This is a genomic window from Sphingomonas sp. BLCC-B65, assembly GCF_028550675.1.
GTDB lineage: Bacteria > Actinomycetota > Actinomycetes > Actinomycetales > Microbacteriaceae > Microbacterium.
This window is the reverse complement of the sequence record NZ_JAQQGL010000001.1, coordinates 1,660,631-1,677,038: the sequence shown is the minus strand read 5'-3', so window position 1 is coordinate 1,677,038 and position 16,408 is coordinate 1,660,631. Positions and strand designations below refer to the sequence as shown.

Here is a 16,408-nt window from a genome sequence, read left to right as displayed (position 1 = left end):
GGAGGGGCCGCGGTGTTCGCGCCGCGGCCCCCGCCGACTCCCTGTCAGAACAGCATCGCGGGGGCGGATGCCGCGACCGACGATGATGCCGCTGCCCGCGCGGTCGTCCGCACCGGACCCGGTCGCGCCGGCCGCGCCTCGACCTCGTCCTCCGGACCACCGGTGAGACGGTGCCGTCGCAGCAGCGGACGCACGCGGGCCGCCAGCCACTTCCGGTACCCGACCGGCGCGTAGACCGTCGCGCCGGGGTAGAGCCCTCGATAAGCGGGCACGAGCTCCGGATGCTCGCGTTCCAGCCACTGCCAGAACCACTCCCGGGCGCCGGGACGCAGGTGCAGTGCCCCGAAGACGACGCGCACGGCGCCGGATGCCGCGATGCGCGCAAGCGTGTCGTCGAGCACCGCCACGGAGTCGGTCAGGTGCGGCACGATCGGCATCAGGAACACCGTCACGGCGAATCCGGCTTCGGTCGCCGCACGCACGGTGTCCAGGCGTGCCTGGAACGTCGGTGCACCGGCCTCGAGTGTCTGCCGCAGCCGCTCGTCGGGCATGGCGATCGACATCGCGAGGTGGACGGGCACGCGACGCCGCGCCTGCGCGAGCACCGGCAGGTCGCGGCGCAACAGCGTGCCCTTGGTGAGCACCGAGAACGGCGTTCGGCTCGCCGCGAGGGCATCGATGATCTCGGGCATGAGCCGATAACGCCCCTCGGCGCGCTGATACGGGTCGGTGTTGGTGCCGAGCGCCACCGGCTGCCGCTGCCACGACGGCGCGGCCAGTTCGCGGCGTAGGACCTCGGCCACGTTGACCTTCACGACGATCTGCTCGTCGAAATCGCGCCCGGCGTCGAGATCGAGGTAGGTGTGGGTGCCCCGCGCGAAACAGTACGAGCAGGCGTGGCTGCAGCCACGGTACGGGTTCACCGTCCAGTCGAACGGCATCGCGGATGCCGAGGGCACATGATTCAACGCCGACTTGGCCGCCACCTCGTGGAAGGTCATCCCGGCGAACTCCGGGGTCGTGACGGTGCGGACCAGGCCGTCGAGGCGCTCCATGCCGGGCAAGGCAGCGGCATCCGCTGCATCGATACTCTGTCCACACCACCGCATGCCGTACATTCGAACAGAGATACGACAAATGTGCAACGGGCAGGTGTCACACGGGCTCGGCGTGCAGAATAGGCGGGTGCCGCACCCCGAGCAGCCGACCAGTCGCCGCGCCGCGCGCGCCGCTGCCCCGCGCCCGCGAGCGCGCCGAGAGTGGCTCTCGAACGTGCCGCTGCGCGTGCGATGGACGGCGTTCGCGATCGTGTTCTGGGCCGTTGCGGCCGTCGTCGGCATCTCGGCCTTCTCGCTCAGCGGCGCGCGCGGCCCGAGTGGCGCCGCGACCACAGCGATCGCGGCGGCCGCCGTCGCTCTGCCGAGCGGAGCCGACGCGACGGCGCCGCCGGCCACGGGTCTGCCGGTACCCGCACAGACCGGCGCTGCGGCGCTGTGCGACGACCCCGCCGTGGTCGCAGCGCTCGCCGCGGGGCAGGACGAGGACGTCATCGCCGCCTTCGGTGGCGGTGCGGCTTTCCGCAACGCCGTCGTCGCCGGCTCCGCACCCTGCATCGATCTCGGCGACCCGCATCGGCTCTGGATCGTCGTCGACAAGAAGCGGCCCCTGAACCCGCTGGATGTCGAGCCCACGGAGCTGGTCGCGCCCGCCGACATGCAGCGCACGGTCGACGGCAGACTGCAGCCCGCGGCGGCGCAGGCGCTGACGGCTCTCGTCGCCGCCGCCGCTCAGGAGGGCGTCGGGGCGATCGGCCTCAACAGCGCCTACCGATCGTTCGCGTCCCAGACGCGCACCTACAACGGGTACGTGAACTCGCTCGGTCGCGACGTCGCCGATCAGCAGAGCGCCCGCCCCGGCTTCAGCGAGCACCAGACGGGACTCGCCACCGACGTCGCAGCCTGCGACGGCGGCTGCGGTGCCATCGAAGCGTTCGGCGGTACGCGCCAAGGCGCCTGGGTCGCCGCGAACGCCTGGCGATTCGGTTTCGTCGTCCGTTACGAAGAGGGCTACACCTCCATCACCGGTTACGAGGCCGAGCCCTGGCACCTGCGCTACATCGGGCCCGCGCTGGCGAAGGCCTACCGCGACGGCGGTTTCCACACTCTCGAGGACTTCTTCGGCCTGCCGGCGGCGCCGGACTACTGATTGTCGAGCGCCACGCCCGGGGTGAAACCCAGTACCATGGATGCTGGGATGCGATGCCACCGGCATCCGGGATTCCTCCCGCGGCATCCGGCAGATTCCACACTCGACGACGAGAGGACGGGCGCACCATGGAGCGCGAGATCTACGACGAGGACCACGAGGCGTTCCGCGACGTCGTGAAGGAGTTCCTCAAGCGCTTCGCCACCGAAGAGAAGCGCAAGCAGTGGGAGGCGGACGGTGAGATCGACCGCGCGACCATGCTCGCTGCCGGCGAAGCCGGCATCATCGGTTTGAGCGTGCCCGAGGAGTTCGGTGGCGCCGGCATGCTGCAGGACTATCGATTCCGCTCGATCGTCCTGGAGGAGACCATCGGAGCCGGGCAGGGCTCGCTCGCCGGTGCCTTCGGCATCCAGGACGACCTCGCCGTGCCGTACATCGTGCACATGGGAACGCAGGAGCAGAAGGAGAAGTGGCTGCCCGGCATGGCGACGGGCGAGATCCTCGGCGCGCTCGCGATGACGGAGCCCGGCGCCGGAAGCGACCTGCGCGGCATCAAGACGACCGCGAAGAAGGTCGACGGCGGCTATCTCGTCAACGGCGCGAAGACGTTCATCTCCTCGGGGAAGACCGCCGACATGGTGGTCACGTTCGTGAAGACCGGCGAGGGCAACCGGCCGGATGCCTTCAGCCTGCTCATCCTCGAAGACGGCATGGAGGGTTTCGACCACAGCAAGAAGCTCGAGAAGATGGGCTTCCACGGGTGGGACACCGCGGAGCTCAGCTTCACCGACGTGTTCGTCCCGGAAGCGAACCTCATCGGCGGCAAGGAGGGCATGGGGTTCATCCAGCTCATGATGAACCTGCCGCTCGAGCGTCTGTCGATCGGTGTCGCGGCTGCGGCCGCGGGCGAGGCCGCGTTCGTGTGGACCCGCGACTACGTGCTCAGCCGGGAGGCGTTCGGTGAGCGGATCGCCGACTTCCAGAACACCCGGTTCCTGCTCGCCGACATGGCGACCACGGTCGACGTCATGTGGACCTACAACGATCGCGCGATGATGCTCTACAAGGACAAGAAGCTCACGGCCGAAGAGGCGGCGAAGGTCAAGTTCTGGTCGACCGATCGTGAAGCGGAGCTGCTCGACATCGGCGTGCAGCTGCACGGAGGCTACGGCTACATCACCGAGTACCCGATCGCGCGCGCCTACCTCGACGCCCGCGTGCACCGCATCTACGGCGGCACGAACGAGATCATGCGCGACATCGTGTCGCGACAGATCGTCGGCAAGCGCTGATCCGCCCCCGCGCGCTGATCTGCCCGCGCGCGCTGATCTGCCCGCGCGCGCTCCCGCGGCATCCCTCCTCGTCCGCGAGACACCGGTTCTGCACCGAGACACCTGGCCACAACCGGTGTTTCGGTGCGTAGACGGTGTCTCGCGGTCGGAGGGCGATCGGGTCGCGGTCGGGGGCGGCGGCCGCGGGTGTCGGCGGGGCGCGGTAGCGTGCGGGGGTGTCGCGGCGGGAGGAGTGCGTGCTGTGCGGGCTCGCACGGCCAGAGGCGGATGCCGACGGCATCCTGACCTGTCCGGTGTGCGGGTGGCGGCTCGGCGACAGCCCCGATCCCGATCTGCCGCGCCCGCGCGTCGAGGTCGTCTACTACCTGCGGTGGGAAGAGCGCATCAAGATCGGCACCAGTCGCGAGCCACGCCAGCGCCTCGCCGCGATCTGGCATCAGGAGCTGCTGGCGTTCGAGCGCGGCGGCCGCGCGGTCGAGCGCGCGCGTCATGAGCAGTTCGCGCCCCTGCGCGAGGGCGGCGAGTGGTTCCGTGCCGCGCCCGAACTGCGCGCGCATGCGGCGGCGCTCGCCGACGGCATCCCGCCCTGGCACAGCTATGCCCGCTGGGTCGCCGACGCCCTCCGTCGTTCGGTCAGCTGACGCGCGTTCAGACCACCGCGCGGTGGCGGGCCAGGCGTGCGACTCCCGCGGCGCGCAGCCGGTCGGCGATCAGAATGGCCAGAGCCGTCCCGCCGACGCAGGATGCCGCGCACAGCGCGATGAATCCGACGAGCACGGGCATGGCCATCGACCAGAGGTCGAACGACTGCGCCGCGAGGATCGGATACGCCACGCCGATGAGAGCGGCTCCGGCGTAGTGCAGCCACGTCGCCCACCGTCGGTACAGCGTCACCATGAACGGGAGTTCGGGGAAGAAGGCCCAGAACAGCGTCGTCGCGACGGCCGAGATCGTATAGAACGGGGCGAGAACGAGCCCCGAGATGAGCCCCACCAGCAGGCCGGCGAACGGACGCTGCAGCAGGCGCAGTGCCACGACCGGCGGAATCACCCACAGGCCGGCGATCGCCACCGTTGCGAACGGCACTGTCGCGAACAGGGCGAGCGAGAGCCACCAGCCCGCCGCGAGCACGACGCCCCCGGCCACGCCGATCGCGGCGCACGTCAGCAGGTACGCGGTCGACGCCCTGCCCATCAGTGCACCTCCGAAGCGGCGTGCGCTGTCGCGGTGGCCGCGCCCCGCCGCCAGTACCCGACGAAGCTGATGCGATCCTTCGAATGCCCGAGGCCGACGAGGTGACGCCGTGCCGCCACCGGGAGGGACTGCTCGCCGGCGACGAACACGTGGGTATCGGCCGTGGGGGCGCCCAGCGCGCGCAGGGCCTCGAGCGCCGGGGTGCCGGGGGATGCCGCGGCATCCCGCACCAGCCACGTCACGTCGACCCCCACGGGCGCCTCGAACGTCAGAACATCGTCCGCGGACGGCGCTTCCACGACGACCGTCCCCGTCGCCGCGGCGGGAAGCGATGCGCAGATGCCGGCGAGGGCCGGGGCGGCCGTCTCGTCGCCGACCAGCAGCACCCGGTCGACACCGCGCTCGGGCGCGAAGCCGATGCCTTCGTCGATGATCACGACCGATTCGCCCACCGCCGCCGTCTCCGCCCAGCGCGAGGCGGGACCCGCCGTCGGGCCCGACCCGTGGAGGACGAAGTCGACGTCCAGTTCCGCACCGCCGCTCGGACCCGAGGCGCGATAGGCCCGCACCGAGTAGTTGCGCATGACCGGACGGATGCCCTCCGGGATGCGCAGGTAGCTCAGATAGCCGAGGATGCTGTTCGCCTTCGCCGGGATCCGCTCGAGCCCCGTGCCCGCGCTGTCGCTGCGGTGGGGAAGGAACAGGCGAAACCACTGGTCGTAGCCCATCGGCGAGAAGCGGGCGATGTCGCCGCCGCCGAGGGTGATGCGCATCCAGTGCGGCGCGAGGCGTTCGGTGCGGACGACCTCGAGGCGCAGGAGCGGCTGTGCCGACGGCTTCGTGAGGCGGGACGAGCGGGCCAAGGGAGCCCCTTTCGTGTGTGTGGACAGGGATGCGCAGTGCGGCGTCAGAGGGTCCAGGGGAAGAGGGCGATCAGGATGGCGCCGCTCACCAGCCAGAAGACGACCACGAAGACGGTGTCGCGCCGGCGCCACGGGACGAGGTGACGCTCGGTGCGGTCGGGGTGGGCGCCGAAGGCGCGGGCATCCATCGACAGCGCGACGCGCTCGGCGTGGCGGATCGCGCCCGCGAGAAGCGGCACGAGATAGCCCCACCAGCGCGCGATCGCGGCGAACGGTCCGGGGCCGCCGTGCGACCCACGCACCCGGTGGGCCTGGCGGATCACGTCGAGCTCGTGCCCGAACCGCGGCACGAAGCGGAAGGCGGCCAGTGCGGTGTAGCCGACCCGGTACGGCACGCGCAGCTGCTGCACGCTCGCCCGGACGAGGTCGGGGCCCGTGGTCGTCAGGCCTGCGATCAGCGCGAGCGCGACGATCGCGGCCAGGCGCAGTCCTGTCGCGAACCCGACTGCCAGGGCTCCACTGGTCAACGTCCACGAGCCGACGTGCGCGAGAACGGCGCCGCCGACGCGGGCGGGATCGGTCCACAGGCTCATCGACGCTCCGATGACGAGGGCCGCGGCGGGCAGCGCGACGAACAGCAGCAGGGCCACCCGGGCGGTCAGCCGCGCGCCGAGGAGCACGACGACATAGGCGACGGCGATGAACGCGAGCGGGGTGGCGAGGTCGCGCACGAACACCAGCAGGATCATCGCGGGCAGGGGCGCCGCGAGCTTCGCCAGGGGGTTGATGCCCTCCAGCGTGCGAACGCTCTCGCTGTCGGTGCGCGCCCACGGATCGGTGACGGCGGCGCTCACGGGGCCGTCACCCCCACCGGCAGATCGGTGAGGCGGGTGACCTCGGCAAGAGAAGGATGCCGCGTCATCCCTGCGAACGCGCGTCGCAGCGGCGGCTGACGGAGACCCGCCGCGCGCACCAGATCGTCGTCTGCGAAGATCGCGGCGGTCGCGGCATCCGCGATCACGCGCCCCTCGGAGACGACGACCGTGCGATGCGCGTGCTCGGTGACCAGCTGCATGTCGTGGGTGACGACGAGGATCGTGGTGCCGTCGGCGCTCAGGCCCTCCAGCAGATCCATGAGCTCGTCGGCCCGCGCCCGATCCTGACCGAACGTGGGTTCGTCGAGGGCGAGCACGGGCGCACCGGCGACGAGAGCGGTGCCCACCGACAGGCGCCGCTTCTGCCCGCCGGAGAGCAGGAAGGGGTGCACGTCGGCCTTGCCGTCGAGGTCGAACCGGCGCAGCACATCGAAGGCCCGCTCGCGCACCTCGTTCTCGGCGAGCCGCTGCCGCCGCAGGCCGTGCGCCAGTTCGTCGAACACCGTGTGCGCGATGAACTGGTGCTCCGGATTCTGGAACACGAAGCCGATTCGCCGCGCCAGCTCGCGCGGATCGCTGCGCGCGACGTCGATGCCGTCGAGCACCACCTGCCCCCGCGGCACCGGGACGACTCCCGCGAGCGACTGCAGCAGCGTGGTCTTTCCCGCGCCGTTCGCGCCGACGATGGCGACGAACTCGCCCGCCGCCACATCCAGGTCGATGCCGTGCAGGATCTCGCGACGACCCCGCACAGTGCGCAGCCCGCGGACGCGTATCAACGGCTCTGCGGAGGCGACCGGCGCCGCATCGGCTGCGGATAGGACGGATGCCGCGGGCGAGCCGGCCGGTGCGTCCGCCGCGTCGAGGGCGGTGCGCAGTTCGGTCGGGTCGAGCGGCAGAGGATCGAGCGTCCATCCCGCGGCGCGCAGACGCAGTGCGGCGAGGGTCGAGACGGGCAGCCAGACCCCCATCTCATGCAGCTCGGCGGCGCGGGCGCGCAGCACCTCGTCGACCGTGCCGTCGGCCACGGTGCGCCCGGTGCGGTCGAGCACGACGACCCGGTCGACGATGCCGACGACGGCGTCGAGGTTGTGCTCCACGAGCACGATCGCGCGATCGCCGGCGGCGACGAGCGCGCCGAGCGTCGCGTAGACCTCTTCGACGCCCTGCGGGTCGAGGTTCGCCGTCGGCTCGTCGAGCACCAGAAGCGGTGAGCCCATCGCGAGCGCGCACGCGATCGCGAGGCGCTGGCGGCCGCCTCCGCTCAGGCGGTCGGGGTTCTCGTGCCGCCGGTCCCACAGGCCGACCCGGCGCAGGGCTTCCTTTGCGCGCTCCAGCACGTCCGTCACGGGAAGACGCAGGTTCTCGGGGCCGAAGGCCACTTCGTCGAGGAGGGTTCCGGTCACCAGCTGCGCGTCGGGATCCTGGAACACCATGCCCACTCGCGTGCTCAGCACCGACACCGGGGTCTCGGCGGTGTCGAGACCGTCGACCTCCACCCGTCCGCGCACCGTCGCCGGCACCGCGTGGGGGATGAGCCCGTTGAGCGCGAGTGCCAGCGTCGACTTCCCGGCCCCGCTCGGACCGAGAAGCAGCACCACTTCGCCGCGGTTGACGACGAACGAGGCGCCGGCGGGAGCCTCGGCATCCGCGCCGTCGTGACGGATACCGAGGTCGCGCACGCTCAGCAGAGCACCGGACGCGCGGGTATCGGGCACCGCGGCATCCGCTCCAGGCTCAGCAGTGGTCACGGTTCGTCCCAGGGTCGGTCGGGCGTCTCCCCTCAGGTTAGCCGAACCTAACTTCTCCCACCTAGCTCCTGTCCGGAACCCCGTATCAGCGCCGAACGATCTGCCGCGCGACGCCGGCCCGCCGCAGCGACGCGCCGACGCCGAGTCCGATCGCCGTCCAGGCCACCGGTCCGCACACCGACAGGGCGAGATAGGCGATCTGGGCCCAGAGCGGGTAGGCGCTCAGATGCGCGGCGAAGAAGACCACGACCGCCACGAGCACACCGATCACGACCGCGGAGATGAAGAACCGCCACGCACCCCACGCGCGGTAGCGGGTGAGCGCGGCCACACCCTCCTGAATCGCACCGAACAGCAGTGCCGTGCCGAGGAAACGCGCGCTCCAGATCGGCGCGAACGCGCTGGCGACCAGCGCTGCCAGGACATGCGTCAGCACGGCCACCAGCGGCAGGCGCAGCACCTCCTGCGCGATGATGCCGGGAAGCACGTGCGCGCCCAGCACGAGGCCGTAGACGATGGCCAGACCGGGTACGGAGAGGACGATCGGCGTCACGAGCCCGGCGATGCCGCCCAGGATGCCGGTGGCCACGCCGATTGCCGCGCACACCAGCAGGACGCGCGTCGACAGGACGGTGTTTCGGGCCACGCCTCCAGCGTAGCTGCGCGCTCGCGGAGCCCGGGCCGGGAAAAACCCTCAGACCGTGCGGCGTCGAGGAGTCAGTCGCACCGCCGGAAGGGGAGGCGCCGGCACCCGCTCACGGTCGTGTCCGATGACGTGCCCGAAGCGCGCCGCGGCGGGATCGCCGCCGTCGGCCTCGCTCTCCCATGCTTCGCGCGCGGCCACGATCTCATCGTGCGAGCGCCCCACGAAGTTCCACCACATGACGATGTCCGACTCGAACGGTTCGCCGCCGATCAGGAACAGCGTCGTGTCCTCTTGCGCCGTCACCTCGACCCCGTCGCGATGGATGCCGAGGTACAGCAGCCCCTGGTCGGGGAGGGCGGTCGCGGCATCCTCCGCGGTGCGCACCTCGGGCACCCCGGCGACACCGACGAGGGCGTACTCCCAGGCCGGATCGAGCGGAAGGCGCACCCGCGCCCCCGCCGGCAGGCGGATCTCGGCGCCGACGATCGGCGTGTGTATCGTCGCGGGCGACGGCACGCCGGCGAAGACCCCGACCACGACCGTCGCCGTGGCCCCGGCGCCGTGCTCCCCGTCGTCGAGGGTGACGATCGGCAGGTTCTCGTGCCGTTCGAAGTCCGCCGCGCCGTGGCGCCGCGACTCCGGGAGGGCGACCCACAGCTGCAGTGCATCCAGTGGCACGGCGTCTTCGCCCAGGGAGTACTCGGAGTGTGCGATGCCGGCGCCGCTGGTCATGAGGTTGAGGACGCCGCGCCTGACCACCACGTCGTTGCCGAGCGTGTCGCGGTGGCGCACCTCGCCCACGAGCGGCCAGGTCACGGTCTGCAGGCCGATGTGGGGGTGCGGCTCCACCCGCATGCGCGCGGTCTGCGGCCCGAACCTGTCGAGGAAGCACCAGGCGCCGACCATCGGCAGTGTGCGCTGGGGCAGACTGCGGTGCACCTCCATCGCCCGCACGCCGCCGAGCGGGACCTCGCGGGCCTCCAGCAGCAGCGAGCGGGGACCGTCGCAGGCGGCCGGTCCGGCCAGGTCGGGGGCCGCGTCGTCGAGCCTGGTCATCCTCGGGACGACCCCACCCCTTCGTCGCCCGGCGTCGGTTCGGCGGTCGACGCGGCGCTCGCCGCTTCGACGTCGCCCTCGCGCCAGGCCACGGCGAGGCCGGGCACCTCGTTCTTCTGCAGGTAGCTCACGACGAACGGGCACACGGGCACCACGGGAACCCCGCGCGCGGACTCGCCCTCCATCGCCGCCGCGACGAGCTTCGTGCCGAGTCCGCGTCCGCCGTAGGCGGGGTCGATCTCCGTGTGCGGGAAGACGTGCCGGCCCTCGGCATCCGCTTCGTACTCGGTGAAACCGGCGACCCGTCCGTCGACGAGGATCTCGTAGCGGTCGGCGTCGTCGTTGCGGGCGATGCGGATGTCGTCGCTCATGACGTCCCTTTCGTGTGCAGGTGTCCTCCCACCGTAGGCCGGTTCTCGGTCAGGGCACCAGGCCTGTCGCGGCGGCGGGCGAACCGGGAGGATGGCGGGGTGACGTCTTCTTCCGGCCTCCGTTCGCGACGGCTCTCGCGCGCGCTGCGTTCCGCCGCGGCCGCCGCGGTGATCGCCCTCGGCCTGGCGGGTTGCGGTGCCTACGGTCCGTCCCCGTCCCCGTCGACCTCCGCTCCGTCACCCGCCCCGACGACGACTCCCACCCCGAAGCCCACCGTCGACCCGCTCGCCGGTCTGGACCTGCGCCAGCGCGTCGGACAGCTCTTCATCGTGGGCACGCAGATCGATGCCGCGACGCCGGCCACGATGGCGGCGGTCACCGACCGGCACGCGGGCGGGATCTTCCTGCACGGGCGTTCGCAGGCGGGGGCGGCGGCGGTCGCGGCGCTCGTGGGCTCGTTCACGAGCGCGGATGCCGACGGCATCCCCCTCTGGGTCTCCACCGACCAGGAGGGAGGCGAGGTCCAGGTGCTCACGGGGCCGGGTTTCGATGACATCCCGTACGCGATCCGGCAGGCGGACCTGCCCGACGACCAGCTGCGCGCCTCCGCGACGACGTGGGGGCAGCAGCTCGCCGCCGCCGGCGTCACCCTCAACCTCGCGCCCGTCGCCGACATCGTCACGAGCGAAGCGACGCGCTTCGACAATCCGCCGATCGGTGCGCTCGGCCGTCAGTACGGCTACGACGAGGCGACGGTGGTCGCCAAGGCCGGCGCGTTCGCCGACGGGATGCGGGCCTCGCGTGTCATGCCGGTGTTCAAGCACTTCCCGGGGCTCGGTCACGTCACCGCCAACACCGACACCACCGCCGACGTCGTCGACACGACCGTCACCGCGGACGGCCCCGACGTCGCCGTCTACCGCCGTCTGCTGCAGGGCGGCCCCGCCGCCGTGATGGTCTCGAGCGCGATCTACCAGAACATCGACCCCTCTGCACCGGCGGTGTTCTCACCGACGGTGGTGGGCCTCGCCCGGTCGCTCGTGGGGCCCGACGCGATGATCGTCACCGACGACCTCTCCGCGGCACAGGCGGTGCAGGCGTGGAGCCCGGCCGATCGCGCGGTGCTCGCCGTGAGCGCCGGGGTCGACGTCGTGCTCGCATCGACGGACCCCAGCGTCTTCGCGGCCATGTACGACGCGGTGCTCGCCAAGGCGCAGGCCGAACCCGCGTTCGCACAGCGTGTGGACGACGCCGCACGACACGTGCTCGCCGCCAAGGCCGCGCGCCCCTGATCCCGCCGCGGCGGCACCGTGCGGCGGTGGCACCGCGGCGCCTGGCAGACTCGGGGAATGACCTCGCCCGCGGCACTGAACGATCTCGTGCCCGTCGGCGCGTCGGCGGATGCCGCCTATCAGGGCTTCGTCGATTGGGCCGCCGGGCGCGGGCTGGCGCTCTATCCCGCACAGGACGAAGCCGTCATCGAGCTGGTGTCGGGCGCCAACGTGATCCTGTCGACGCCGACCGGCACCGGCAAGTCGCTCGTCGCGATCGCCGCGCACGCGGCCTGCCTGGCCGCGGGCGGCCGCTCGTATTACACGGCCCCGATCAAGGCGCTGGTCAGCGAGAAGTTCTTCGCGCTGGTCGAGGTGTTCGGCGCCGAGAACGTCGGCATGGTCACCGGCGACTCGTCGGTGAATCCGGATGCCGCGATCGTCTGCTGCACCGCGGAGATCCTCGCCAACATCGCCCTCCGCCACGGCGCGGATGCGGAGATCGCCCAGGTCGTCATGGACGAGTTCCACTACTACGGCGATCCCGATCGGGGATGGGCGTGGCAGGTGCCGCTCCTGCTGCTGCCGCAGGCGCAGTTCCTGCTGATGTCCGCCACTCTCGGCGACGTCACACCGATCGCCGACGATCTGGAGCGCCGCACGTCCCGTCCGGTGGCGCTCGTCACCGGCGTCGAGCGCCCGGTCCCGCTGCACTTCTCGTACGAGCGCCGGCCGGTGCACGAGGTGCTGACGATGCTCGTCGACGAGCGCGAGGTGCCGGTCTACATCGTGCACTTCGCACAGGCAGCGGCCCTCGAGCGTGCGCGGGCCCTGGCATCCGTCACCCTCACCACCCGCGCCCAGCGCGACGAGATCGCCGACGCCATCGGCGGCTTCCGCTTCACGACCGGCTTCGGCAAGACGCTGTCGCGCCTCGTCAGGGCCGGCATCGGCGTGCACCACGCGGGTATGCTGCCGCGCTACCGACGCCTCGTCGAGACGCTCGCCCAGCGCGGGCTGCTGCGGGTGATCTGCGGCACCGACACCCTCGGGGTCGGCATCAATGTGCCCATCCGCACCGTCATGATCACCGCGCTCAGCAAATACGACGGCACGAAGATGCGCCAGCTCACCGCGCGCGAGTTCCACCAGGTCGCCGGGCGCGCGGGACGTGCCGGCTATGACACCCACGGCAACGTCGTGGTCATGGCGCCCGAGTGGGAGATCGAGAACGCGGTCGCGCTCGCCAAGGCCGGCGACGATCCGGCAAAACGCAAGAAGATCGTCCGCAAGAAGGCCCCCACCGGTGTCGTCAACTGGGGCGAGGGATCATACGAGCGGCTCATCGCCGCCGCTCCCGAGCCGCTCGTGCCGCAGCTGAAGCTCACCGCCGCGATGCTGATCAACGTCATCGGTCGCGGGGGAGACGTGTTCGGCCACGTTCGCGCGCTCGTGTTCGACAACCACGAGCCGATCGCGCGTCGGTTCGCCCTCGCCCGACGCGCGATCGCGATCTTCCGCACGCTCGTGGATGCCGGGATCGTCGAGATCGACCGCTCCCCGGCATCCGGCCCGCGCATCGCGCTCACCGTCGACCTGCAGCCGAACTTCGCGCTCAACCAGCCGTTGTCGCCCTTCGCGCTCGCCGCCATCGAGCTGCTGACGCCGGACGACGACGTCCTGCCGGGCGGAGCCCCCGCGCAGGGTGGTGTCGGCACCGGCCACTACGCCCTCGACGTGCTGAGCGTCATCGAGTCGACCCTCGATGACCCGCGCGCCATCCTCGCCCAGCAGGAGTACCGCGCCCGGGGCGAGGCGGTCGCCGCCATGAAGCGCGACGGCATCGAGTACGACGAGCGCATGGCGCTGCTCGAGGAGATCACCTACCCGAAACCGCTCGCCGACCTGCTGACGCAGTCCTTCGAGGTGTTCGCCTCGTCGCAGCCCTGGGTGCGCGACTTCGAACTGAGCCCCAAATCGGTGGTCCGCGACATGTTCGAGCGGGCCATGTCGTTTGCGGAATACGTCTCCTTCTATCAGCTGTCCCGCAGTGAAGGGCTGGTGCTGCGCTACCTGTCCGACGCCGACCGTGCGATTCGCCAGACCGTTCCCGCCGATGCGAGAACCGATGAGCTGCGCGACATCATCGAGTGGCTCGGCGAACTCGTGCGCCAGGTCGATTCGAGTCTCGTCGACGAGTGGTCGGCGCTCATCGACCCGACGGCGGTGCTGCCTGAGGACGGCGCTCCGGTCGTGCCGCCGGCGCCGCCCTCCATCCTCACGAACGAGCGCGCGTTCACGGTGCTCGTGCGCAACGAGCTGTTCCGGCGGGTGCAGCTCGCGGCTCGGCAGGACGACGACGCGCTGGTCGCCCTCGATCCCGACGTCGACTGGCCGCAAGCCCTCGACCGCTATTACGACGAGCACGACGAGATCCTCACCGGCGGCCCCGCGCGCTCACCGCGGCTGTGTGCGATCGACACGGCGGATGCCGCGGCATCCGGTCTCTGGCGCGTCGAGCAGACGATCGACGATCCGGCCGGAGACCACGACTGGAGTATCCGGGCCGAGGTCGATCTCGCCGCCTCCGTCGAGGAGGGAGCCGCCGTCGTCCGCGTCACCGAGGTCGTGCGGCTCTAACCCGCCGCGCCCGCCCGCGAGCACCCCGGCGACCCGGGGATCGCCGAACCGCCATGTTCTGCGCGAGCCGCCATGATCTGTCGTGGCGGCTCGGCGGGATCGTGGCGGCTCGGCGGGGTGTGGGTGGGGTGTGTGGGCGGTGCGGGTGTGGGTGTCGGATGCCGCGGCTAGCCTGGACGGGTGAGTGCAGCCACCGATCGGTACGACGACCCCTACGCGGACGTGCCGTGGGATGTGGATGAGCTGACTCCGCCCGACGACGCCGACGCCCCGCCGCCGCCGGAGTACGACGGGTATGCCGGTGCGCTCGCTCGCGCGACACGGGACGCGGCACCGGCCGCCAACCCGGTCGCCACCGCACCCGCCCGCCCGGCCGCGCCGCGCGCCGCGTCTGCGTCCGACCCGAAGGCCGTCCTGAAGGAGGTCTTCGGCTACGACGAGTTCCGCGGCGATCAGGGCGACATCGTGGCGCACGTCGTCGCCGGCGGCGACGCCGTGGTGCTCATGCCCACCGGCGGCGGCAAATCGATCACGTATCAGGTTCCCGCGCTCGTCCGTCCCGGCACGGGGCTGGTCATCAGTCCGCTCATCGCACTGATGCACGACCAGGTCGACGCCCTGCGCGCCAACGGTGTGCGGGCGGCGTATCTGAACTCCACCCAGAGCCCGCCCGAACGCGCCGGTGTCGAGCGCGACTTCCTCGCCGGTGAGCTCGACCTGCTCTACGTCGCGCCCGAACGCCTCAGCGCTCCCGCGACGAGTGCCCTGCTGCAGCGGGGCACACTCAGTGTGATCGCCATCGACGAGGCGCACTGCGTCAGTCAGTGGGGTCACGACTTCCGTCCCGACTACCTCGCGCTTGGAGATCTGAGCGCGCGCTTCCCCGGGGTGCCGCGCATGGCGCTCACGGCGACGGCCACGCGCGCGACCCATCAGGAGATCACCGAGCGGCTGCGCCTGCCCGACGCACGGCATTTCGTCGCGAGCTTCGATCGTCCCAACATCCAGTACCGCATCGAGCCGAAGGTCGATCCGCGCCGTCAGCTGCTGCAGTTCGTGCGCGCCCAGCCGGTCGGCGCCGCCGGAATCGTCTACGCCCTCAGCCGTAAGTCGGTGGAGCAGACGGCCGAGTATCTGCGCACGCAAGGGGTCGACGCCCTGCCGTACCACGCGGGATTGGATGCCGCGGTGCGTGCTCACCACCAGCAGCGCTTCCTCCGCGAAGACGGCGTGGTGATGGTCGCCACGATCGCTTTCGGAATGGGCATCGACAAGCCGGACGTACGCTTCGTCGCCCACATCGACCTGCCGAAAGCGGTGGAGGGCTACTACCAGGAGACGGGCCGGGCCGGCCGCGACGGCGAGCCTGCCATCGCCTGGATGGCCTACGGCCTCGGCGACGTGGTGCAGCAGCGGCGCCTCATCGATCAGTCGCCGGGCGAGCGGTCGTACAAGATGCGGCTCGGTCAACACCTCGACGCGATGCTCGCCCTCTGCGAGACGGTCTCGTGCCGCCGGCAGAACCTTCTTGCCTACTTCGGGCAGAGTTCCGAGCCGTGCGGCAACTGCGACACCTGTCTCGACGGGCCCGACACCTGGGACGGGTTGGTCCCCGCCCAGAAGCTGCTGTCGACGATCGTGCGGCTGCAGCGCGAGCGCAATCAGGCGTTCGGTGCCGGGCACCTGGTCGACATCCTCCGCGGAGCGTCGACCGAGCGCATCCGTCAGCAAGGTCACGACACGCTCGCCACGTACGGGCTGGGAGCGGACCTCAGCGATCAGGACTGGCGCAGCGTCATCCGACAACTGCTCGCTCGCGGCGTCATCGTCGCGCGCGGCGAGTACGGCGTGCTCGCGGTCGGCGACGAAGGCGCGGCGGTGCTGCGCGGTGAGACGCCGGTGCCGCTGCGCCGCGACGTCCTCGGGCGCGGCGGGGGTGCGGCGCGCGTCCGCAAGGCCGCGGCGTCCGACGCCGTGGCCGACGGTGACCGCGACCTCTTCGAAGCCCTTCGCGCCTGGCGTGCCGGGGTCGCGAAAGAACAGGGCGTGCCCGCGTACATCGTCTTCGGCGATGCGACGCTGCGGGCGCTGGCCGAGCAGCGCCCGGCATCCATCGCGGCGCTCGACGGCATCACGGGCATCGGCGCGAAGAAGCGCGAGGCCTACGGCGAGGGCGTCCTCGCGGTCATCGCCGCGCACTGACGCGCGTGCGCGAGTTGCGGGCTCAGCGGGGTGCCCGTCCA

The 16,408-nt window shown here is 71.4% G+C and carries 14 protein-coding genes; 6 read left to right on the top strand and 8 right to left on the bottom strand.

Annotated elements, in window-relative coordinates; all coding sequences use genetic code 11:
- Positions 1-44: 44 nt before the first annotated feature.
- The gene (locus tag PP359_RS07925) at positions 45-1,109 is read right to left on the bottom strand and encodes an Rv2578c family radical SAM protein (protein ID WP_499250285.1); all 1,065 of its coding nucleotides are present in this window, start codon (positions 1,107-1,109) and stop codon (positions 45-47) included.
- A 76-nt stretch (positions 1,110-1,185) separates the two neighbouring features.
- Here PP359_RS07925 and PP359_RS07920 point away from each other — a divergent pair, with 76 nt between their 5' ends.
- The 3 genes from PP359_RS07920 (at position 1,186) to PP359_RS07910 (ending at position 4,138) form a co-directional block, all read left to right on the top strand.
- Positions 1,186-2,205: a M15 family metallopeptidase gene (locus tag PP359_RS07920; RefSeq protein ID WP_294978776.1), complete on the top strand. Its 1,020-nt coding sequence runs from the start codon at positions 1,186-1,188 to the stop codon at positions 2,203-2,205.
- Between the two features lie 128 nt (positions 2,206-2,333).
- Positions 2,334-3,497 carry an acyl-CoA dehydrogenase family protein gene (locus PP359_RS07915; RefSeq protein ID WP_036319164.1) on the top strand — a complete coding sequence of 388 codons (1,164 nt, stop codon included), beginning with the start codon at positions 2,334-2,336 and terminating at the stop codon, positions 3,495-3,497.
- A 215-nt stretch (positions 3,498-3,712) separates the two neighbouring features.
- Positions 3,713-4,138: a GIY-YIG nuclease family protein gene (locus PP359_RS07910; RefSeq protein WP_499250284.1), complete on the top strand. Its 426-nt coding sequence runs from the start codon at positions 3,713-3,715 to the stop codon at positions 4,136-4,138.
- Positions 4,139-4,145: 7 nt separating this feature from the next.
- Here the strand turns inward: PP359_RS07910 and PP359_RS07905 are convergent, their stop codons facing one another.
- The 7 genes from PP359_RS07905 to PP359_RS07875 all read right to left on the bottom strand — a co-directional run bounded on the left by PP359_RS07905 (position 4,146) and on the right by PP359_RS07875 (position 10,346).
- Positions 4,146-4,691, bottom strand: coding sequence for an ECF transporter S component (locus tag PP359_RS07905; protein WP_499250283.1), 546 nt, complete (start codon positions 4,689-4,691; stop codon positions 4,146-4,148).
- A complete protein-coding gene (locus tag PP359_RS07900; protein ID WP_295817779.1) occupies positions 4,691-5,554 on the bottom strand; it encodes a siderophore-interacting protein in 864 nt (287 codons plus the stop codon). The genes PP359_RS07905 and PP359_RS07900 overlap by 1 nt, the downstream gene beginning before the upstream one ends.
- 44 nt (positions 5,555-5,598) lie before the next feature.
- The gene (locus PP359_RS07895; protein ID WP_499250282.1) at positions 5,599-6,408 is read right to left on the bottom strand and encodes an energy-coupling factor transporter transmembrane component T family protein; all 810 of its coding nucleotides are present in this window, start codon (positions 6,406-6,408) and stop codon (positions 5,599-5,601) included.
- The gene (locus PP359_RS07890; protein WP_499250281.1) at positions 6,405-8,180 is read right to left on the bottom strand and encodes an ABC transporter ATP-binding protein; all 1,776 of its coding nucleotides are present in this window, start codon (positions 8,178-8,180) and stop codon (positions 6,405-6,407) included. The genes PP359_RS07895 and PP359_RS07890 overlap by 4 nt, the downstream gene beginning before the upstream one ends.
- An 85-nt stretch (positions 8,181-8,265) precedes the next feature.
- Entirely contained in the window at positions 8,266-8,826 is a 561-nt protein-coding gene (locus tag PP359_RS07885; protein ID WP_039413055.1) for an ECF transporter S component, read from the bottom strand.
- 48 nt (positions 8,827-8,874) lie between these two features.
- Positions 8,875-9,882 carry a pirin family protein gene (locus tag PP359_RS07880; RefSeq protein WP_499250280.1) on the bottom strand — a complete coding sequence of 336 codons (1,008 nt, stop codon included), beginning with the start codon at positions 9,880-9,882 and terminating at the stop codon, positions 8,875-8,877.
- Positions 9,879-10,346, bottom strand: a complete 468-nt coding sequence (locus tag PP359_RS07875) for a GNAT family N-acetyltransferase (protein ID WP_347418563.1) — start codon at positions 10,344-10,346, stop codon at positions 9,879-9,881. The genes PP359_RS07880 and PP359_RS07875 overlap by 4 nt, the downstream gene beginning before the upstream one ends.
- A 6-nt stretch (positions 10,347-10,352) precedes the next feature.
- On the opposite strand from PP359_RS07875, the gene PP359_RS07870 reads away from it, so the two are divergent.
- The 3 genes from PP359_RS07870 (at position 10,353) to recQ (ending at position 16,367) form a co-directional block, all read left to right on the top strand.
- Entirely contained in the window at positions 10,353-11,546 is a 1,194-nt protein-coding gene (locus PP359_RS07870; protein WP_499250279.1) for a glycoside hydrolase family 3 N-terminal domain-containing protein, read from the top strand.
- A gap of 57 nt (positions 11,547-11,603) precedes the next feature.
- Positions 11,604-14,165, top strand: a complete 2,562-nt coding sequence (locus tag PP359_RS07865) for a DEAD/DEAH box helicase (RefSeq protein ID WP_499250278.1) — start codon at positions 11,604-11,606, stop codon at positions 14,163-14,165.
- A gap of 180 nt (positions 14,166-14,345) precedes the next feature.
- Positions 14,346-16,367: a DNA helicase RecQ gene (recQ, locus tag PP359_RS07860; RefSeq protein ID WP_499250277.1), complete on the top strand. Its 2,022-nt coding sequence runs from the start codon at positions 14,346-14,348 to the stop codon at positions 16,365-16,367.
- Positions 16,368-16,408 lie beyond the last annotated feature (41 nt).